Below are 17,850 nucleotides of genomic sequence, written 5' to 3' on the forward strand. Positions count from 1 at the left end.
AAATAATTAAAAAAGTAGGTAAATTGCTTGACCCGACAGCGCCAAAATTGCCGTTAGGGTAATGGCTACAATATCGCGTTGTTTTGTTTGAGGCACGTCTGCCATCGGGGGGAACCCTTCATAGCCTCGCGCCAGCATTGCTTGATGAACTCGCTCTCCTCGCTCATAGGTACGAATAAATAACGAACCAAACATATTACCAATCACCGTGCGCTGACGCTCTCCATTGCCTAACAAGTTGCGCGATCGCGCCGCTCGCTGCATCGAGTTAAACTCTTCAGCCAATACTGCAATGTAGCGATACATCGAAGCCAAAATTGCGACTAGCAGCGGCGGAACTCGCAGGGCAGCCAAGGCGTGAAGCAAGGCTGGCACAGAGGTTGTGAGAATTAAAACATTCATGACTAACAGCGAGAGCAATGCTTTGATTGACACGCTTCCTAAAATGGTTAGACCTTCAGTGGTGACTCTCAACCAACCCCACTGCCACAGCACCTGACCCCCATCGCGAAACAGCGTTCCGAGAATGACCACACCCATAAAGACAAACTCAACGGCAACTCGCTTTAACAACACCTGCAATGAGACGCGACTCGCAAGAATGATTGCAGTCACAGTCGTGCCATAAATCGCCCACGTCCACCAGCGCCCATTGGGAGTGAGCGCGATCGCAAACACAAACAGCACCGCGCATAAAACTCGCGTTTGAGGAATGAGATGATGCCAAATCGTTTCTCCCTGGCTGTCTATGTCTAATCGAAAGCCTCCAATATGTAACAGCATTCAGTGACCAAAAAATAGAACTCAGTGTAAACAAACAAAAGATTTGGTTAGCGATCGTCTCGAATCTGATCCTCTGGTCGAGAATTGCGGACAGCCAGCTTACCGACTCCCCAGGCTAAACCAAAAACTACCAGGGTTCCAACTAGCCCTGCGATCGGGGTTGCAATCTGTTCAGGAACGCCTCGCAGCGCATACTGATCAAACACCTGATAAAACGGCAGCTTGTGGGCGACGGGTTCTTCAACCGCTTTTTTATCAAAGCCATGGTCTTGTGAGGCTCGATCAAGTCCATCAGGACTTTGACTGGCAAAAGGAGACAGAAAAACGGCAATCAGGAGCGCAATTCCCAATCCAGAAATAACAAACGCGCGATTTCGTTGATTCATAATTTTGCAATCCTGATTAGCGAGGCGAGAGGGGACGAGACGCATTGATGGGTGCAGTGCGAGGTGCTTTATAAAGTAGGTCGGGTCGAGTTCGCCAGATATAGCTAACTGCAATCACGGTGATAATAGCTTCTCCGATGCCAATCATGACGTGCCAGAATACCATCGCAGATAGAGCAACCATGAGGGGCACTGTTCCTGAGATCGCTAATTGAAACGCGCAAACGATGGACGCAACTACTACACTTGTCCAGGCGGCGATCGCGGTTCCAACGATGATGCCTCGAAAGCTATCTCGACCCAAGGCGTAGCGAATGGTGCGATAGAGATAATAGCCGCCAAAGGTGCCAATCAGCCCCATGTTAACGATATTAGCTCCCAGCACGGTTAGCCCCCCATCCTGAAATAGGGTTGCCTGAACGATAAACACCACTGCCATCACCAGCGATCCTGCCCAAGGGCCGAGCAAGACTCCGGCGAAGGTTCCACCGAGTAAGTGCCCCGATGTCCCGCCTGGGATGGGGAAGTTAATCATCTGAGCGGCAAAAATAAACGCGGCACACACGCCCATCAAAGGCACCGTACGCTCTTGATATTCTTCTTGAACTCGATTGAGCGAAACTGCAATCAGTGCGATCGCCAGCACCCAGGTCAACAAAATCACCGGAAAACTCAAAAAGCCATCTGGAATGTGCATGGCTAACTGAGGCATCAGCCAGTGAAGCGGAAAAAACGACGAAATTGACAATAAAGCTGTATCCATTGGCCAGAAATATAAAGGGGGCTAGGCGGATTCCTAAAAACTCAGTAAACTTCCCTCCGCTAAAGAATTCAATCCCGTGGGGGGGGATGAAAGAATAAACTTAAGCAGGACTTAAGTATTGTTACAAAGTAAAAACAATCGATTTTGTAGGCGCGATCGTCTTGCTCTAAGATTCCTGCACAGATATGCAGTCCGTCAGTTACTATAATGTTTGGGCTAGACTCTAGACGAGAAGCGAAACCCTAAGCTACGATAAGCAATTGTGAGTTTTTTGAAGCCCTATGAAAGCGCAGGAACTGATCCGCTCGATTGAAGCGGAACAAATGAAATCAGACCTTCCCATTCTCCATGTGGGCGATACGGTTCGCGTGGGTGTCAAAATTAGAGAGGGCGACAAAGAGCGAACTCAGCCCTATGAAGGGGTGATCATCGCCAAAGGCAGCGCGGGAATTACTCAAAACATTACCGTCCGTCGGGTTTTTCAAAACGTAGGCGTAGAGCGTGTTTTTCTGATCCACTCTCCTCGCATTGAGAGCATTAAGGTGCTGCGTCGGGGTCGAGTTCGTCGGGCGAAACTTTACTACCTGCGCGATCGCGTCGGCAAGGCAACCCGTTTGAAGCAACGTTTCGATCGTCCGCTTTAAGAGATCAGCTTCTAGCGATTGGTCTTTCACAATCACTGATCGCTAAAAGCTAAACCGCCAATAGCTGCTAGACTGGATAAGTGGCAATCAGATCAGTTCGGCTTGTGCGCTCTTAGTTCAGTTGGTAGAACGCAGGTCTCCAAAACCTGATGTCGGGGGTTCAAGTCCTCCAGGGCGCGCTGGACTATTCTGGTTTAGTCCAAGTAAATTCATGGTTTCTTCCAGATTCAGATCATCAAACCTGTAGGGTTGTAAACCACTCATCCATTAACCTGACGGGAGCGCTTAGGAACTGTGGTAAAAAAAGACGAAGCAACCATTCCAGAGCAAAAAGCAAGTTTCAACCCCAGCACGTTTATTCAGGAAGCGCGAGAAGAACTGGACAAAGTGGTGTGGCCTAGCCGACAGCAACTCATTAGCGAGTCGATCGCGGTGATTTTGATGGTGACGCTCTCTGCAACCTTAATCTACCTGGTAGACCAACTCTTTCAATGGGCGCAGCTGAAGGTGTTTGGATGACTTTTACATCAGACGAGTCGAGAGACTTAAATCAGCCCTATAGTGCGACAGGCGAAAATCCAGAGGAAAACGTCCAGCTAGAAAAAGCTCGCTGGTACGCAGTGCAGGTTGCTTCTGGATGCGAGAAGCGCGTCAAAGCTAACTTGGAGCAGCGCATCCAAACCTTGGATGTCGCAAACAGAATTTTGGATGTTCAGATCCCTGAAACGCCTATCTTGAGACCTCAAAAAGACGGTAAGCCTAAGGAAGGCGCTGAAAAAGTTTTCCCTGGCTATGTCTTAGTGAGAATGTTGATGGATGACGACACGTGGCAGGTGATCAAAAACACGCCAAACGTGATCAACTTTGTGGGAGCAGAGCAGAAGCGCCGCTATGGTCGTGGGCGGGGTCACGTCAAACCAATGCCCTTGGGTCATTCAGAAGTTGAGCGCATCTTCAAACAGACCCAAGAGCAGGAGCCAGTCAGAAAGATTGACATGGCAGCAGGCGATAAGATCGTCGTGCTTTCAGGCCCGTTTAAGGACTTTGAAGGCGAAGTGATCGAGGTGAGCGGTGAGCGTAACAAACTCAAAGCTCTGCTTTCAATCTTCGGGCGGGACACCCCTGTAGAACTGGAAGTCAATCAAGTTCAGAAAGTTTAATTTGGATTCTCAAAGAGATCACGATCGATGGCAAAAAAAATCGCGGCGGTTATTAAGTTAGCCATTAATGCCGGAAAAGCAAATCCAGCACCTCCGATCGGCCCTGCTCTTGGTCAGCACGGGGTCAATATCATGATGTTCTGCAAGGAATATAACGCCAGAACTGCTGATCAGGCAGGCATGGTGGTTCCGGTAGAAATCTCAGTCTATGAAGACCGCAGTTTCACATTCATTCTCAAAACGCCTCCTGCGTCTAAGCTAATTGCAAAAGCTGCGGGAATTGAGACTGGCTCAGGTGAACCCAACCGTAAGAAAGTTGGGTCGATTACCCGCGCCCAGTTAGAAGACATTGCCAAGACCAAAATGCCTGATCTCAATGCCAATGATATTGAAGCAGCGATGAAAATCATCGAAGGCACTGCCAAAAATATGGGCGTTACGGTTAGCGCTTAAGACATCGACCACCCTTATCGGGGGAGAGGAAACTCCTCGTTAGCGACCCCAAAGAAGAGCCATGAAAAAAGTATCTCGAAGACTCAAAGAATTGCAGGCAAAGGTTGAAGAACGTGCTTATGAACCAGTAGAAGCGCTCAACCTTTTAAAGGAAACCGCGACAGCGAAGTTCGCAGAGTCGGCTGAGGCGCATGTGCGTCTAGGCATTGACCCAAAGTATGCCGACCAACAGTTGAGAACGACCGTATCGCTCCCCAAAGGGACGGGTCAGACGATTCGCGTTGCTGTGATCGCACGAGGTGAGAAGGTCAACGAAGCAACTGTTGCAGGCGCAGATATCGCCGGGTCTGAAGAACTGATTGACGAAATCCAAAAGGGAATGATGGATTTTGACCTGCTGATCGCGACTCCTGACATGATGCCCCAAGTGGCAAAGTTAGGTCGGGTCTTAGGCCCTCGTGGTCTGATGCCTTCTCCTAAAGGCGGCACCGTGACTTACGACTTGGGCCCGGCGATCGCTGAGTTTAAAGCTGGGAAACTAGAGTTTCGGGCAGATAAAACGGGCATCGTTCACGTCTTGTTTGGCAAATCTGCTTTCCCGGTTGACGATTTGTTAGAGAACCTGAAAGCGCTGCAAGAAACAATCGATCGCAACCGTCCGGCGGGCGCAAAAGGTCGTTATTGGCGGAGCGTTTATGTTTCTTCTACGATGGGGCCGTCGATCGAGGTTGACATTAATGCCCTACGTGACTTTAAATTAGGAGACGCTGCATAAGTCAGATCTTCAATTAGGAGAAAGGCGCAAGAAAAATTTGCTCAAACTGAATAACCAAGCCGGAGACAGCAGGTGCGTTAAGCATAAAATTCCTGCCGAGGTTTGTTTTCTAACATTCTAGATGCACAAGGTTTGCACTGGGATTAGAACACATTTCACCCCGGCATATCACAGTCGGGGTTTGTTTTTGGCTTGGCAGTGAGAGCGAATCTAGTGAGTGATTACAACCCAGCATAAGGAGGTGATTTCGAGTGGGTAGAACGCCAGAAAACAAAAGGCAAATCGTTGCTGAACTCAAGCAATCGCTGAGTGAATCTCAGTTGATGTTTATCGTTAACTACCGAGGCTTAAGCGTAGGCGAGATTGGCGATTTGCGAAATCGTCTTGGTTCTAAAGGCGGAAGCTGCAAGGTAACGAAAAACACGTTCATGGGCATCGCAGTCCAAGATGACGAACGTTGGCAAGCCGTGAGTGAAATTCTCAAGGGCGACTCTGCGTTTGTGATGGTCAAAGATGACCTGGGCGGCGCGATCAAGGCGTATCAAGAGTTCCAAAAAGCTAGCAAAAAAACCGAAATTCGCGGCGGCGTGATGGACGGTAAATTGCTGACTGAGGCAGACTTAAAAGCGATCGCAGATCTGCCTTCTAAAGAGCAGCTTCTGGCGCAAATTGCTGGCGCAATCAACGGCGTGGCAACCAAGCTGGCAGTGGGTATCAACGAAGTGCCCTCTGGTTTAGCACGCGCGATCAAGCAAATTTCCGAGAAGGAATCTGCTTAAAACAACGAATTTTGAGTTGCGAATTCTGCACCGAAAACTCGACTCAAAGTCCAAAGTTCAAAATCTAGAATCTTAGGAGTTAATCTAATGGCTGCTGTTGACGAAATTATTGACAAGTTAAAAGGCTTGACCTTGCTGGAAGCGGCTGATCTGGTCAAGCAAATCGAAGAAACATTTGGCGTGAGCGCTGCGGCTCCAGTCGGTGGCATGATGATGGCTCCGGGGCCTGCGGCCCCCGCTGAAGAAGTCGAAGAGCAGACCGAGTTTAGCGCTGTCTTAGACGATGTGCCTGCTGATAAGAAGATTGCGATTCTGAAGGTCGTTCGGACGATCACTGGGTTGGGTCTGAAGGAAGCGAAAGATCTCGTGGAAGCTGCACCGAAAGCGCTGAAAGAAGGCGTTGCCAAAGCTGAAGCTGAAGATATCAAGAAGCAAATCGAGGAAGTTGGCGGTAAGGTTTCGGTTAAATAATCGATTTTGCCTAAATAACTTTTCTGATGATGGGGGAGTCTCTTTGAGGCTCCTTTTTTTTGGGGCGATGATAAACTATTTCAAATCTAATAATCCTTCTTCTTTTAACTTTGGGTTAAAGCGAATTTCTTCTTGGATTCCTCGCGCTTTTAGCTGAGTTAAAATTTCTGCCTCAACTCGTCGTGCTACATTTTTAAGAATTTTGATTTGGGTGATCTCTTCGATCGTCGTCTTCGTGTAATTTGCCTCTTCTTCAGGAGTCATCATTCCTTTGACTTGAATGGGCTGATTCCATTTAGCTTCGTCGATGCCGTTGCCTGATGGAGTCGAGCCATTTTCAGCGATCCAAGCGTCACGAATGTTTTCGAGCAGAGTGCGACTGGGACGATCGACAGGACTAAACTTCACCCAATAACATCCTTCAGGTTGACGAACTAAATGTTGCTTTAAGCCTAAGAAAATATCGCGAGAAAATCCAACAAACTGTAGGATTTTACTTTGATCAAAAACGGCATATGCCCCAACTTTTCCGCGAAGTTCTTCGGGCAATTGACCGCGATCGTTGATATAGGAAATATAGTCTAGACTCGCGAGAGTTGGAATGTTAATTTGAGAAGTCATTTTAGAACTGTAAGAAAAGTTGGATAGATTTAACTGGCTTTCCTGTAGATTGCACACAACCGACTGGGTTTAAATACTTTTGCTTTAAACATAAAGTTTGGAGGCACATTGACGATCGCATAATCCGCAGAGTTGTGAAACTTCTCAAACTCGGCAGGCATCCCTTTGGGGGTCGCGGTTGTGTAAGGAACGGGCTGAAACAGCAGTTCTGTGAATTCAACTTGATCGCACTTCAGGGCTTGAGCAACCTGCTGTAAAAACGCCTCACTTTTCAGCAACTCAAACAACGCAGTTTTGACTTCTGGATCGAGAGAAAAACTGCTGTCAAAGTTCTCAATGATTTTAATTCCCATTTTTTTCACCGTTGTGAACCTCGATCGTATACCGACTAGGGATGTTTTTCGTAAGGTGATGGTTGAAGTCCCCATTTCCCCTAAAATCGGGAGATGAAAAGACAGCAGCCGTCCGTTAACATTCCCGCATCTGCCTGGAGCCGTTCGATCGGTCGGGGTTGGGAAAAGCCTTACACCGTCCGCTATGCCAGCAATTTAGATGATGGCCCCTGGCACGGGATGCCGCTGGGCGGATTTGGGGCAGGGTGCATTGGGCGATCGTCGCGAGGCGATTTCAATCTCTGGCACATTGACGGCGGTGAACACGTTTTTCAGACGATTCCGGGGTGTCAGTTTAGCGTGTTTGAGCAGCTTGGCACTCAAACTCAGGCTTATGCATTGAGCACCGAAGCCGCGAACGGCAGCTTAAGCACTTGGAATTGGTATCCTGCGAGTCAAGAAGGACAGTCAACCGGAACGTATTCGGCGCTCTACCCTCGGAGCTGGTTTGTCTACGAAAATGTTTTAAAAGCCAATCTGACCTGTGAACAGTTTTCGCCGATCGTTGCAGACAATTATCAAGAGACGAGCTACCCGATCGCTATCTTTGAATGGACGGCACACAATCCGACTGATCAGCCAATTACTCTGAGTGTGATGCTGACTTGGGAGAATATGACGGGCTGGTTTACGAATTCGCTCAAGTCGCCCAATGTGCAGATGCGAGATGACGGCAGCTCATTTTATGACTATCAGCCTCGGATGGGAGAAAGCACGGGAAACTTCAATACTCTAACAGGAGACGAACAGAGAATTGGCGTAGTCATGGGAAGTGATGCAGAAGAGCCTTTAGAAGGAGAGGGACAGTGGGCGATCGCGACCCTTCTCAACTCTTATCTCTGGGAAGTTTTTTATGACACTCGCTGGAATCCGAGCGGCGATGGATCTGAGGTGTGGCGGTCCTTCGCAAAAGATGGCTCACTCTGCGATCGCGACGATGAAACCCCCGCGAAAGCCGGAGAGCAGATCGGCAGTGCGATCGCCGTTCGATTCACCCTCAAACCTGGACAAACCCTCAAAATTCCTTTCATCCTCAGTTGGGATTTTCCGGTCACAGAGTTTGCAGCCGGAGTCAACTATTTTCGGCGCTACACCGACTTTTTTGGGCGCACCGGACGCAATGCCTGGACGATCGCTCGCACGGCTTTGAAACATTACCGAACTTGGCATGAAAAAATTCTGACTTGGCAGCAGCCGATCGTCGATCGTGATGATTTGCCTGACTGGTTCAAAATGGCGTTGTTTAACGAGCTTTATATTCTCACCGACGGCGGATCGCTTTGGAGTGCAGCCGATGAGCGCGATCCGGTGGGTCAGTTTGCGGTGCTAGAGTGTCTCGATTATCGCTGGTATGAAAGTCTAGACGTGCGGCTCTATGGTTCTTTTGGATTGTTAATGCTCTGGTCTAAGTTAGAGAAATCGGTAATTCGGGCGTTTGCGCGATCGATTCCGACGAGCGATGAGAGAACGCGGGTGATTGGCTATTACTACACGCTTAGCGCAGAGCGCAACTGCGAAGCAACCGGGGCAGAGAGTCAGATGGCGATTCGCAAAGTCGCGGGTGCCACTCCTCACGATTTGGGCGCACCCAATGAGCATGTATGGGAAAAAACCAATTACACGAGTTATCAAGACTGTAATCTTTGGAAGGATTTAGGAGCAGATTTCGTATTGCAGGTTTATCGAGATTATGTGTTGACAGGTGCTAACGATATTGAGTTTTTAATCGAATGTTGGGATGCGATCGTGGAAACGCTCCATTATCTAAAAACGTTTGATTTGGATAATGATGGCATTCCTGAAAACTCTGGTGCGCCAGATCAAACGTTTGATGATTGGCGATTGCAGGGAGTGAGCGCCTACTGTGGAGGATTGTGGATTGCAGCATTAGAGGCAGCGATCGCGATCAGTCAGATTCTCATTACTAATCATGATTCCTCATCTATTCACGAATCGGTTGCAATGTTTCAAACTTGGCTTGATCAATCCCGTGCGATTTACCAAGAAACACTCTGGAATGGTCAATATTATCGTCTCGATAGTCAGAGCGGCTCTGATGTAGTGATGGTAGACCAACTTTGCGGACAGTTTTACGCCAGATTGCTAGGTCTGCCTGATGTGGTTCCTCAAGAATGCGCTGAGTCTGCGCTCAAAACGGTCTATGACGCTTGCTTTGTCAAATTCAATCAATTTGTTAGGAATCAGGGTTCTGAAATTCAAAATTGTTCGATCGGGGCTGCCAACGGCGTTCGCCCAGATGGATCTCCCGAAAACCCTAACGCAACTCACCCACTCGAAGTCTGGACAGGCATCAATTTTGGATTAGCAGCGTTCTTAGTGCAAATGGGAATGACTGCCGAAGCCATGACCTTGACAGAAGCGGTGGTTCGGCAAATCTATGACAATGGCTTGCAGTTTCGCACCCCCGAAGCGATTACTGCAACTGCGACTTTTCGCGCGAGTCACTATCTGAGAGCGATGGCAATTTGGGCAATTTATGGGACGTTGAGTGATCGTTGAAAGCGCGATCGAGACTGCTATTGGACATCGCCCATGGGCAGGGCTGATTAGTTGTCACCAGAGGAAAGCTGGAAGTACTGAGCTGCCGTTTTGCTTCTAGATTGAGCTTGACGAGCGAATCCGGGTTACAGCTTTTCTACGACGACCTTCAATTAACGTGAATTCGATGAAGCTTTTCGCTACGGTTGCCAATCCGGGCTGCCCCCTAAATCCCCCAAAATTGGGAGACTTCAAGCCAAGATTCCCGGTTTCAAAGTCCCCCAGAATGAGGATTTAGAGGGGGCACAAGCCGACTCAAACGGAGCAATTAGCAAACTGATATCCACTCTAGTTGAGTCCGAGCAGTGGCACTTTAATAAATCCACGTTCCCAAGGCCGCCGTCAATTGTTTCAGAACGCCTCCGGTTCCGACTAAATCTTCCGGGCTTTGATAGCCTTTGAGCAATTCATCGAGCAGTTCAGGTCAAAAGGTCATGATCGTTAGGTTGGGGGGTAGTGGTTCATTAGATCAAACTTTTGACCCTTTGACACAAACTACTTTAGAACTGCAATCGATCTTCGATCGTGACGTAGATCTGCTTGTCAAAGCCGCGATCGAACGCAGTCAAAACTGGCTGAGGCGTAAAAATATTTTAGAATCGGCACAAACCATTTATGCAACGCGATCGAGAATCTCTCATTGACATCGAAACTGCCATCAGGCGGCTTTGCGTTACACGAGTGGCATAAGCCAAACTAAACTAGATAACGTGATCCCCAAACATCTATCTGTTAAACGCTCCTACTTAGCCGTTGATAAACCGTTGCCAGTGCTGTTTCATCGCCCACATTGCCAGGAAACAGCACGACAGGCAGGTCAGGAAACTGAGGATGATCAGCAGGTGTTTTCACCATCGAAACGCCTGCTAACACTTGCCCTAAAAGGTTTGCAGTTCTCAAAGCTAGACCATCGCTCAGAGTGTCATTTGAGGTGATGCCGCCTTTGCTGATTAAAAAGCCAATATCAGCCGGGAGATGCCGCAACACCGCCATCAAAAGCGCAGACACCGCTTCACCAAACTCTAGCCGAGTCTGAACACTGTCAAACGTCAGTTCTTGCCGACTCGTAAAAATCACGGGCGTGTTGCCAGACTGATGAATCTCATCCACTTTACGTACAGTTTCGTTAAGCAGATCTGAACGATCGCCATTTTCGAGCAGTCGCGTCACGTCAATCTCAACGCCAACCGCCCCAGTTTGCTGTAACAGCGTTTGTAATTGTTCGGTCGTTTTTTTGACGTGAGAGCCAACGATTACCGCTCCTGGTTTGCCGCCTCGCACATATTGCGCCATTGCTTCAGGTGCGATCGGTTGAGGTGGCAAGTCTGCCAACGCGGTCAACAAACTGGCGGCACTGCGGAACAGAAATCGCTTACCCTGAGACGCAGCGGACAGCACATCAGTTGCAAATCGGTTTAAATCATCTTGAGTTTCAGCATCGACTACGCAACATTGATTGTGATTCAAACGTATCAGACGATCGTAAAGCAAACTGCTTTCACTGCCCGATCGCAATTCTGCTAATAAGAACCGTTCTACCTGAGAGGCTTGAATTCTGCCGTGGGTTTTTTCTTCAACATAATCGGGCAAATAGCTATGCCGATAGCCAAACACCGAGTCTCGCGCAAACTCGGTCTGATCAACGGGCGTATCCACTCCATTCACCTTGAGATAATGCACACTCTCGCGAGTGGTGCGTCCTCCTTCAAAAAAGGCAGGAACCAGGAAGTGAGCGTCAAACGAGCCAAGTTCTTCGGCGATCGCGTCCGTCTCGATCGGGTAGTGACCGCGAAGGGTAGAGTCCGATCGGCTGACAACTAAAAAATCTTGAATGTTTTCTAAAGCCAGTGCTTGCTTGAGGTTGTGGCACACTTCCCGCGTGATGGCAGCAGCTTTGTCAGGGGTAAGTGCCCGCGTATTAGTGAGAATAAAAAAGATTGGTGCCTCGTCCGCTAACCCCAAGCGGAGCGTTGCCACATCCCACTGCATCAACAGCAAACAACTGTGAACCGTCTGCGAACCTGTGGGATCGTCGTCAAGAACGATAATTTTAGGTCGAGTCTCCATCCATCACCTGGCAGTCTTTCATCGCTCAATTTACCAGGAAAGCGATCAACAGATTTGAGGTTTGCATGAGAGACACTCACTCAAACCTCAAATTTCAGACCTATTTGCGAATGTCTTTGGCCATGTTGCGGAACATATCCATGCTGGTGTCACTTTTGCGACGCTGTTGAGCTTCGTTGACTTGCGGTGCAGATTGTTGATTCGGTTGCGCCTCAGAACTAGGCGTGGAGCCATTAGACGACGTATTGCTCCCTGCCGAAATCTTGCCGTTCATCGCAGAGATTTCTTTAACTTGTTCCATGTGCTGGGGGCTGTCTACGGTTCTGGCGTAGGTGCGTTTTACCTTCTTAACCGTCCGCATATACTCTACGTCGCCCATGCCGCTAGCAGAATCGGTATCTAGAAAGAAGGCATCTTTCGCCGTTGGCGCTGCGGCAGGTTGCTCTTTTCTCGCAGGTGCGGGGGCTTCTGCTTTGGTCTCGTTTCTATCCGCTTTGTCTTTAGAACTAAACAATCTGCCAATAAATCCAGTCATTGTCGCTTCTAACTCAAATGGAATACATATGTTTATCTTATGTTAAGTTTTGTCAAAAAGCTAGATCGTCCACAGTTTCGTGATCTGGGACGATTTTTTGAAAAAAGATTGCACGATCGACCCTCCAATAAACCCATCCAAACGCAAAAAATCTACCTACTGGGTTAGGTAAACTCTTCTGCTGGCATCACGACTTCCTCACAGTTTTTCGGTTGAATAGATCTATATCCAACAATATTTATTTGATTCGTTCTATCAACACTCTATAAAAACTGTCCTGAGTCTTTCGGTTAATTTTTGAGGAGGAAGGTATGAAAAAGAGCATGATTGGTACGATCGGGCTTTTAGCAACGTTCTGTGTTGCTTTCCCAGCAAGCGCTGCAAACCCTGACCAGGTAAAACGACTTTTAGAAACAGGAGAATGTTCCGGCTGCGACTTGACCCAGGCGAACCTGAGCGGCACTCACCTACTAGGGGCAGATCTAAGAAGTGCCAACCTTGAAGGCGCAAATCTGACCAATGCAAACTTGGAGGGAGCCGATTTTACAGGCGCAAACCTTAGAGAAACAAATTTCACGGGTGCATTTATGACGAATGCAAGTCTCACGTTAGCCGACCTAAGTCAAGCAAATCTAGCAAGCGTAACGATGTACAACGCTGACACGGCTGGCGCAGTGCTAACGGGAATCAACACCCAAAACGCTCAAGTGTTTGGCAGTGGAATTAATGTCGGAGGCGATTGAGAAATGTCCTCTATCGGAATGATTTTGTAGAGGCAATCCCCCCGTGGTTGCCCTCCGTCAGGGGTAGGCACGGGGGCACTACCCCTACAGCTTGATAAACGCGCCGCCTTGTTGCACACCGGGTTGACTGCCGTAGCTGCTAAACGTGAACGATCGCAAATGATCGAAAAAGGGCTGACCCGCCAACTTCAGAACTTTTAGAATCGGGAATCGGCTCTCTAAAAGGGGTTGGGCAGATTTCCAGTCGAGATAGAGATAGCCATTGTTGGGGGTTGCGAGGGGCGCGATCGCTTGCTTAAAGGTCTTGCTCTTTAAGATCGGATTTTGGGTCGCCTTCAGCACTTCACTCATCGCTTCGACTGAAGTTGTGAAAATCTCATAGTTGCCCACAGACGTATGAACTCCAGCCACTTCGGCTTGCACATTCAGGACTTTTTGGTTGCGCTTTTTAACGTCATTAGTCGTTGACAGGCGAGTCCAGACGTTGACGGTCTGATCAGAGACTTGCAGAGATCCGACGCTGATCCCTTGTTCTTTAGCAAGTTCGTCGAGACGCTCGATCGCCTGCTGTGCTTCTTCAGCAGATTTGTCTGCCACAAAAACCCAGTCACCTAAACCTGGTAGGGCCGTTTCATTCTTTGCCAGATTTTCGTCTTGTTGCGGCACTAATCCCAGCGCATACTCTCCTTTGACCCAGCTAAAAATATCTTGCGGCAGATCTAACTTCCAGCGATCGTTGAGTGCGGTGATCGGTCGATTGATTAAATCGGCAACGTTGCGATATCCAGATACGCCTTGAGAAAGACTGCTCCAAAGTTGGTCGAGGTTGACTCCAGATGCCGAAATCGGACTGGTTGCCGGAATGTATTTCAATGCTTCAACGGGTTTAGAGGTTGACGGAGTTGAAGCGATTTCGCCTGTGGGTGTCAAGAGTGCTGTTTCTGCGGTCAAGCCTTGACGATCGAGTCCGAGCGCGATCGCTAAACTCTCATAGGTTGCTGAATTATCTTCAGGCTTGGTGGCAAGTTCAGCTAAAGCAGACTCTTTTCCAGTCAACGCGGCTAGCTGAGGAAAATTCACAAACACTAAGCCGATGCGCCCTTGATTGAGGTGGGCGATCGCCGTCTGATAAGTCTCCGAACTGGCTAATCCTAATTCTGTCGCCTGAACTGTGTTAATCGCATCTCGCAAAACTTTGGGACTATTGGCGAACAAGACAAACTGATTGCCGACCACTGCGCTGGCAAACGAGATCGGGCTGGCAGCGTTTTGCGTCGATTGGCTAGAAGATTTTGAACGATCTTGAGGATCTTTTAAGTCACTTCCGTAGATCAGCTTGGTGCCTTTGTAGGATTCAAATATCAGATCTGCCCCAGCGATCGCCCGTTTTTGCCAAAACACTTGCAGAAATTCTCGCGATCGCTGCGAGTTTTGGGTGCTCATTGCCATTAAATAACCGGGTTGTTGACCGTTTTCGAGGTCGCGGTCAATATCCAGGGTCGTCACCGCTACCGTAATTTCGTCACCCAGCCAGGGTTGCAAATCGTGACGATAATCAAACCCCAGCGCACCGACAATGCCTTGTTTGAACTGATCAAGCTCTGCCCGTGCCTGTCGGCGATCGCTAGGCTTGACGATAATTTGGCGTAAAGACGTTAACCGATCGGGGTTAACCATCAACGATGCCATTACAGGAGCCTGCTTAGAGACAAACATGGCTGCTGACGGTTGTTCTCGGCTGCCGTTAAACAACCCCAGTGGACTTTGAGCAAACAGCCAAAAAAACGCGATCGTGCCCGTTAACAAAAGTCCGGCGACGATGGTTGCCAAGAGATAGAAAAATGAGCGAAGCTTCATGGATCAGCCCAGACGAAGGATTGATAGCGACGGGTCTAACCCGATGCCTTGTGGTAATTAAGGATATCGACAAACCTGTCTTTACCCAAAATCATTATTTCAGCACAATGCCACTGCTAGCTATTAAGATGTCCGCAGGCAAAGACAAAATTAGAAAGAATAAAAATTCCTATGTCTGAGCCTAAACCATCTTCTGAATCTCCAGAGCAGAATTTAATCGAGTCTCTTCCTGCCATGACGCTTGAACAATGGCTCGAAAAACTTCGTCGCTCCGATCGCGCGTTTTACAACATCATGGCTATCGAAGTCTGGTCGATCGCCAAGACAATGGATGGCTTGATTCCGGGATTTTGGGGACGCTTTATGACCAATCGCCGCCTTGCGATGAAGCAGTTTGTCGAGCATCGGCGGTTAGAGCAGCCAACGTCTGAAACGCCTGCGCCTCCCTCCGAATCTTCACCCAACCCCTAAGTATTTAAAAAGAACGCAGGTGTAACTGAGACAGCTTGTAGTCAAGGTCTCGCTACAGTAGGATCGCTGGAGTGTTGGGAATCGCATCCACTCGCCGATCGCCTTCGGCTTAATTAACGTCAGTTCGATGAAGCTTTTCGCTTCATCGAACTGACGTTAATTAAGCCGACTTGCATCACTCTAGCCCTGACAGAGTAATAGTCTGCACTCACTTCTAGGTCAATCATGAAAGCTCCTAACTCCAGTCTCTCTGTTTGGCAACAATTAAAAAATCGTGAGCTGACGTGCGAACAAGCGCTTCACCTACTCGTCGATCTCGATGGCAACGTCACGTTGGAATTGCTCGATCGCGAAGTCAGCAACCGCTTTTTAAGAGAATTTCCCGATCGTAACTCGCTGCCGCCTCTGATTCCGCTGCTGCTGTGGCGAAACTGTTTTTATCTGGGTAGCCCCGTGGCGCTCTCGGAGGCGATGATTCAAAGCTTGAGCGATCGTACTTTCACCGATGTCAAAATCATTCCAGTTTCTGACAAAAGCTATCGTGCGTGGTATCACGTCTCAAATCTAGACCACACCCAAATCAGTGCCTCTCCACTGATCAATCCGCTCACAGGCGAACTAGAGCAAGAAAACATCGGGGAAGTCACCGAACTCTATCTGACAAAAGCCGCAGACCAGATTGGGCGCATTAGAACGATTATCTCTGGGGCGCTGCGAAACCGCGCCAGCGATATTCACTTAGAGCCAACTCCCGATGGGCTGCGAGTCCGCTATCGCATTGACGGCATTTTGCGAGATATTACCACTCTGCCGATCGAGATCAGTCGTCGTGCGATCGTCGCCCTTAAAGTCATGTCTAACATGGATATTGCTGAAAGTCGTCGCCCTCAAGATGCCCGCATTGGCGAGAGCTATGCCTCTGGTCAAGAAACCGATTTAGGATTGGATCTGCGCGTTAGCACCCTGCCTTGTGTCGGCGGTGAGAAAGCGGTGATTCGGCTTTTGCCGCGTCAAAACCCGTTTACTGATATGCACGAGCTAGGGTTTTCAGATGCCAGTCTGGAGATCTATCAAGGCTGGCTGGGTCAACCTCAAGGCATGGTCATTTTCACGGGTCCGACGGGTTCTGGCAAAACCAGCACGCTCTACACCAGTCTGCAAGCGATCGCCACCGAATATGTGAATGTGATCACCGTCGAAGATCCGGTTGAATATGTCTTGCCTCGCATCACCCAAACCCAGGTGCATGAAGCGGCGGGAATGACATTTGCGGCGGGATTACGGGCCATTTTGCGTCAAGATCCCGACATTATTATGCTCGGAGAAATCAGAGACAGCGAAACCGCAGAAACCGCAGTTCGTGCCGCGTTGACTGGGCACCTCGTGCTGACAACGCTACACACTAACGATGCGGTCAGCGCGATTCCTCGCCTCAAAGATATCGGGCCTGATCCGGGTTTAATCAGCGATGCGTTATTGGGAGTCGTCGCTCAACGACTAGTGAGAAGAAACTGTCCGCACTGTTCTGAGCCTTATCAACCGACTGACAAAGATCTCAAAGCTTTAGGCATCGATCGCGATCATGCCCACCTTGATCACTGGCGCAAAGGGAAAGGATGCAATCGCTGCTATGGCTCTGGCTATTTGGGGCGCGAAGCCATCATTGAGTTATTAAACGTCGACGATGCGGTGCGTCAAATCATTTATGAAGGCACGATGACGCAGCTCAACCGCTACTTGATGGACGGCAATTTTGAGTCGTTTCGATCGGCGGCGATCGCCAAAGTAACTCAAGGCATCACCACGATTCAAGAGATCTTGCGCGTTTTGCCTCACAGTGCGCTCTATCGACGAATGCCCGTCGGCGAAGTCAAACCCACTTATCCGATGAAGACTCTGATCAATACTACAGGCGGCTGATGCCAGTACAATGATTTCACTCAATCAGTCTTTAAGCAGCGACGATGACTTCAAATAGCGAACAATCTGATTTCCCCATTCAACGACAGTTAAGCCATCTGACTGATCAAATCGGTCGTCTTACCGAAGGCTTAACCGAACTCAGGTTTTTGATGCAGGAGCAAACAGAAAATGCTCGACAGCAAACCCAGTCAATTCGTGAAATTAACGAAGGATTTAAACAAAGCAGAGAAGAAATGAAAGAGGGATTTCGAGAAATGAGAGAAGAATTTAAAAATAGTAGAGAGGAGATGAGAGAAATTAGGGAGGAATTTCGAGACATCAAGGGGGAATTTCGGGAAATCAAAGAGACCACCAAGCAACAAGCAGCAGTCGCCCAGCAACAGGCAGAAAGCATTACTCAATTGATTGCGCTTTATGGGCAAAATCGTCAAGCCGCTCAGTGACTTGTAGATTGGGAGGAGGGATTGT

At 48.7% G+C, this 17,850-nt stretch carries 21 protein-coding genes, 1 tRNA gene and 1 other annotated feature; of the genes, 14 read left to right on the plus strand and 8 right to left on the minus strand.

Annotation, left to right across the window (positions count from 1 at the left end; translation table 11 throughout):
- Window positions 1-6 precede the first annotated feature (6 nt).
- From cbiQ to C7B65_RS10920, 3 genes are read right to left on the minus strand one after another with little or no spacing between them, the layout of a single operon-like run.
- Window positions 7-783 (minus strand): cobalt ECF transporter T component CbiQ, encoded by a 777-nt coding sequence (gene cbiQ / locus C7B65_RS10910; RefSeq protein ID WP_073071844.1) that lies wholly within the window; start codon window positions 781-783, stop codon window positions 7-9.
- Between the two features lie 47 nt (window positions 784-830).
- Window positions 831-1,169, minus strand: a complete 339-nt coding sequence (locus C7B65_RS10915) for a PDGLE domain-containing protein (protein ID WP_073071845.1) — start codon at window positions 1,167-1,169, stop codon at window positions 831-833.
- A gap of 16 nt (window positions 1,170-1,185) precedes the next feature.
- Window positions 1,186-1,932 (minus strand): energy-coupling factor ABC transporter permease, encoded by a 747-nt coding sequence (locus C7B65_RS10920; RefSeq protein ID WP_073071847.1) that lies wholly within the window; start codon window positions 1,930-1,932, stop codon window positions 1,186-1,188.
- A gap of 323 nt (window positions 1,933-2,255) precedes the next feature.
- Between C7B65_RS10920 and rplS the strand changes: the two genes are divergently transcribed.
- The 8 genes from rplS (at window position 2,256) to rplL (ending at window position 6,214) form a co-directional block, all read left to right on the plus strand.
- Window positions 2,256-2,576 (plus strand): 50S ribosomal protein L19, encoded by a 321-nt coding sequence (rplS, locus tag C7B65_RS10925; protein WP_425320464.1) that lies wholly within the window; start codon window positions 2,256-2,258, stop codon window positions 2,574-2,576.
- 106 nt (window positions 2,577-2,682) lie between these two features.
- Window positions 2,683-2,755: transfer RNA gene (locus C7B65_RS10930), tRNA-Trp, on the plus strand.
- A 115-nt stretch (window positions 2,756-2,870) separates the two neighbouring features.
- On the plus strand, window positions 2,871-3,095 hold the full coding sequence (gene secE / locus C7B65_RS10935) for a preprotein translocase subunit SecE (protein ID WP_073071851.1): 225 nt from the start codon (window positions 2,871-2,873) through the stop codon (window positions 3,093-3,095).
- Window positions 3,092-3,736 (plus strand): transcription termination/antitermination protein NusG, encoded by a 645-nt coding sequence (gene nusG, locus C7B65_RS10940; protein WP_073071853.1) that lies wholly within the window; start codon window positions 3,092-3,094, stop codon window positions 3,734-3,736. Before secE ends, nusG begins: the two co-directional genes overlap by 4 nt.
- 27 nt (window positions 3,737-3,763) lie before the next feature.
- A complete protein-coding gene (gene rplK / locus C7B65_RS10945; protein ID WP_073071855.1) occupies window positions 3,764-4,189 on the plus strand; it encodes a 50S ribosomal protein L11 in 426 nt (141 codons plus the stop codon).
- A gap of 61 nt (window positions 4,190-4,250) precedes the next feature.
- Window positions 4,251-4,964 (plus strand): 50S ribosomal protein L1, encoded by a 714-nt coding sequence (rplA, locus tag C7B65_RS10950; protein ID WP_073071857.1) that lies wholly within the window; start codon window positions 4,251-4,253, stop codon window positions 4,962-4,964.
- A 41-nt stretch (window positions 4,965-5,005) separates the two neighbouring features.
- Window positions 5,006-5,159 (plus strand) — a sequence feature (ribosomal protein L10 leader region).
- Between the two features lie 56 nt (window positions 5,160-5,215).
- Complete coding sequence (gene rplJ, locus C7B65_RS10955; protein ID WP_073071859.1) at window positions 5,216-5,743, plus strand: 50S ribosomal protein L10; 528 nt, start codon at window positions 5,216-5,218, stop codon at window positions 5,741-5,743.
- Window positions 5,744-5,830: 87 nt separating this feature from the next.
- Window positions 5,831-6,214, plus strand: coding sequence for a 50S ribosomal protein L7/L12 (gene rplL, locus C7B65_RS10960; RefSeq protein WP_073071861.1), 384 nt, complete (start codon window positions 5,831-5,833; stop codon window positions 6,212-6,214).
- 75 nt (window positions 6,215-6,289) lie between these two features.
- On the opposite strand, the gene C7B65_RS10965 is transcribed toward rplL, so the two are convergent.
- Entirely contained in the window at window positions 6,290-6,835 is a 546-nt protein-coding gene (locus C7B65_RS10965; protein WP_073071862.1) for a GIY-YIG nuclease family protein, read from the minus strand.
- A gap of 29 nt (window positions 6,836-6,864) precedes the next feature.
- Window positions 6,865-7,188 carry a hypothetical protein gene (locus tag C7B65_RS10970; RefSeq protein ID WP_073071864.1) on the minus strand — a complete coding sequence of 108 codons (324 nt, stop codon included), beginning with the start codon at window positions 7,186-7,188 and terminating at the stop codon, window positions 6,865-6,867.
- Window positions 7,189-7,281: 93 nt separating this feature from the next.
- On the opposite strand from C7B65_RS10970, the gene C7B65_RS10975 reads away from it, so the two are divergent.
- Together C7B65_RS10975 and C7B65_RS10980 are read left to right on the plus strand one after the other, a co-directional pair.
- Window positions 7,282-9,747 (plus strand): GH116 family glycosyl hydrolase, encoded by a 2,466-nt coding sequence (locus tag C7B65_RS10975; protein ID WP_073071866.1) that lies wholly within the window; start codon window positions 7,282-7,284, stop codon window positions 9,745-9,747.
- Between the two features lie 524 nt (window positions 9,748-10,271).
- The gene (locus tag C7B65_RS10980; RefSeq protein ID WP_223257377.1) at window positions 10,272-10,430 is read left to right on the plus strand and encodes a hypothetical protein; all 159 of its coding nucleotides are present in this window, start codon (window positions 10,272-10,274) and stop codon (window positions 10,428-10,430) included.
- Between the two features lie 88 nt (window positions 10,431-10,518).
- Here C7B65_RS10980 and C7B65_RS10985 read toward each other — a convergent pair whose 3' ends face one another.
- Together C7B65_RS10985 and C7B65_RS10990 are read right to left on the minus strand one after the other, a co-directional pair.
- A complete protein-coding gene (locus C7B65_RS10985) occupies window positions 10,519-11,853 on the minus strand; it encodes a four-carbon acid sugar kinase family protein (RefSeq protein ID WP_073071870.1) in 1,335 nt (444 codons plus the stop codon).
- A gap of 100 nt (window positions 11,854-11,953) precedes the next feature.
- Window positions 11,954-12,388: a hypothetical protein gene (locus tag C7B65_RS10990; protein ID WP_073071873.1), complete on the minus strand. Its 435-nt coding sequence runs from the start codon at window positions 12,386-12,388 to the stop codon at window positions 11,954-11,956.
- Between the two features lie 311 nt (window positions 12,389-12,699).
- Here C7B65_RS10990 and C7B65_RS10995 point away from each other — a divergent pair, with 311 nt between their 5' ends.
- On the plus strand, window positions 12,700-13,131 hold the full coding sequence (locus C7B65_RS10995; protein WP_073071875.1) for a pentapeptide repeat-containing protein: 432 nt from the start codon (window positions 12,700-12,702) through the stop codon (window positions 13,129-13,131).
- 84 nt (window positions 13,132-13,215) lie between these two features.
- On the opposite strand, the gene C7B65_RS11000 is transcribed toward C7B65_RS10995, so the two are convergent.
- Window positions 13,216-14,961 (minus strand): DUF3352 domain-containing protein, encoded by a 1,746-nt coding sequence (locus C7B65_RS11000; protein WP_244913194.1) that lies wholly within the window; start codon window positions 14,959-14,961, stop codon window positions 13,216-13,218.
- A 198-nt stretch (window positions 14,962-15,159) separates the two neighbouring features.
- Between C7B65_RS11000 and C7B65_RS11010 the strand changes: the two genes are divergently transcribed.
- The 3 genes from C7B65_RS11010 to C7B65_RS11020 all read left to right on the plus strand — a co-directional run bounded on the left by C7B65_RS11010 (window position 15,160) and on the right by C7B65_RS11020 (window position 17,825).
- Entirely contained in the window at window positions 15,160-15,459 is a 300-nt protein-coding gene (locus C7B65_RS11010; protein WP_083582915.1) for a hypothetical protein, read from the plus strand.
- Window positions 15,460-15,684: 225 nt separating this feature from the next.
- Window positions 15,685-17,379, plus strand: a complete 1,695-nt coding sequence (locus C7B65_RS11015) for a GspE/PulE family protein (RefSeq protein WP_073071881.1) — start codon at window positions 15,685-15,687, stop codon at window positions 17,377-17,379.
- A 44-nt stretch (window positions 17,380-17,423) separates the two neighbouring features.
- Window positions 17,424-17,825, plus strand: a complete 402-nt coding sequence (locus C7B65_RS11020) for a hypothetical protein (protein ID WP_073071883.1) — start codon at window positions 17,424-17,426, stop codon at window positions 17,823-17,825.
- Window positions 17,826-17,850 lie beyond the last annotated feature (25 nt).

It is taken from the genome of Phormidesmis priestleyi ULC007 (assembly GCF_003003695.1).
GTDB lineage: Bacteria > Cyanobacteriota > Cyanobacteriia > Leptolyngbyales > Leptolyngbyaceae > Phormidesmis_A > Phormidesmis_A priestleyi_A.

What these genes read in the sequence shown, in the direction of transcription:
- rplA (WP_073071857.1), top strand. Translation starts at nt 4,251, where the DNA reads ATGAAAAAAGTATCTCGAAGACTCAAAGAATTGCAGGCAAAGGTTGAA.
- C7B65_RS10975 (WP_073071866.1), top strand. Translation starts at nt 7,282, where the DNA reads ATGAAAAGACAGCAGCCGTCCGTTAACATTCCCGCATCTGCCTGGAGC.
- C7B65_RS10990 (WP_073071873.1), bottom strand. Translation starts at nt 12,388, where the DNA reads ATGACTGGATTTATTGGCAGATTGTTTAGTTCTAAAGACAAAGCGGAT.
- C7B65_RS11020 (WP_073071883.1), top strand. Translation starts at nt 17,424, where the DNA reads ATGACTTCAAATAGCGAACAATCTGATTTCCCCATTCAACGACAGTTA.
- C7B65_RS10970 (WP_073071864.1), bottom strand. Translation starts at nt 7,188, where the DNA reads ATGGGAATTAAAATCATTGAGAACTTTGACAGCAGTTTTTCTCTCGAT.
- rplK (WP_073071855.1), top strand. Translation starts at nt 3,764, where the DNA reads ATGGCAAAAAAAATCGCGGCGGTTATTAAGTTAGCCATTAATGCCGGA.
- C7B65_RS11015 (WP_073071881.1), top strand. Translation starts at nt 15,685, where the DNA reads ATGAAAGCTCCTAACTCCAGTCTCTCTGTTTGGCAACAATTAAAAAAT.
- rplL (WP_073071861.1), top strand. Translation starts at nt 5,831, where the DNA reads ATGGCTGCTGTTGACGAAATTATTGACAAGTTAAAAGGCTTGACCTTG.
- C7B65_RS10920 (WP_073071847.1), bottom strand. Translation starts at nt 1,932, where the DNA reads ATGGATACAGCTTTATTGTCAATTTCGTCGTTTTTTCCGCTTCACTGG.
- C7B65_RS10915 (WP_073071845.1), bottom strand. Translation starts at nt 1,169, where the DNA reads ATGAATCAACGAAATCGCGCGTTTGTTATTTCTGGATTGGGAATTGCG.
- cbiQ (WP_073071844.1), bottom strand. Translation starts at nt 783, where the DNA reads ATGCTGTTACATATTGGAGGCTTTCGATTAGACATAGACAGCCAGGGA.
- nusG (WP_073071853.1), top strand. Translation starts at nt 3,092, where the DNA reads ATGACTTTTACATCAGACGAGTCGAGAGACTTAAATCAGCCCTATAGT.
- rplS (WP_425320464.1), top strand. Translation starts at nt 2,256, where the DNA reads ATGAAATCAGACCTTCCCATTCTCCATGTGGGCGATACGGTTCGCGTG.
- C7B65_RS10985 (WP_073071870.1), bottom strand. Translation starts at nt 11,853, where the DNA reads ATGGAGACTCGACCTAAAATTATCGTTCTTGACGACGATCCCACAGGT.
- C7B65_RS10995 (WP_073071875.1), top strand. Translation starts at nt 12,700, where the DNA reads ATGAAAAAGAGCATGATTGGTACGATCGGGCTTTTAGCAACGTTCTGT.
- C7B65_RS11010 (WP_083582915.1), top strand. Translation starts at nt 15,160, where the DNA reads ATGTCTGAGCCTAAACCATCTTCTGAATCTCCAGAGCAGAATTTAATC.
- C7B65_RS10965 (WP_073071862.1), bottom strand. Translation starts at nt 6,835, where the DNA reads ATGACTTCTCAAATTAACATTCCAACTCTCGCGAGTCTAGACTATATT.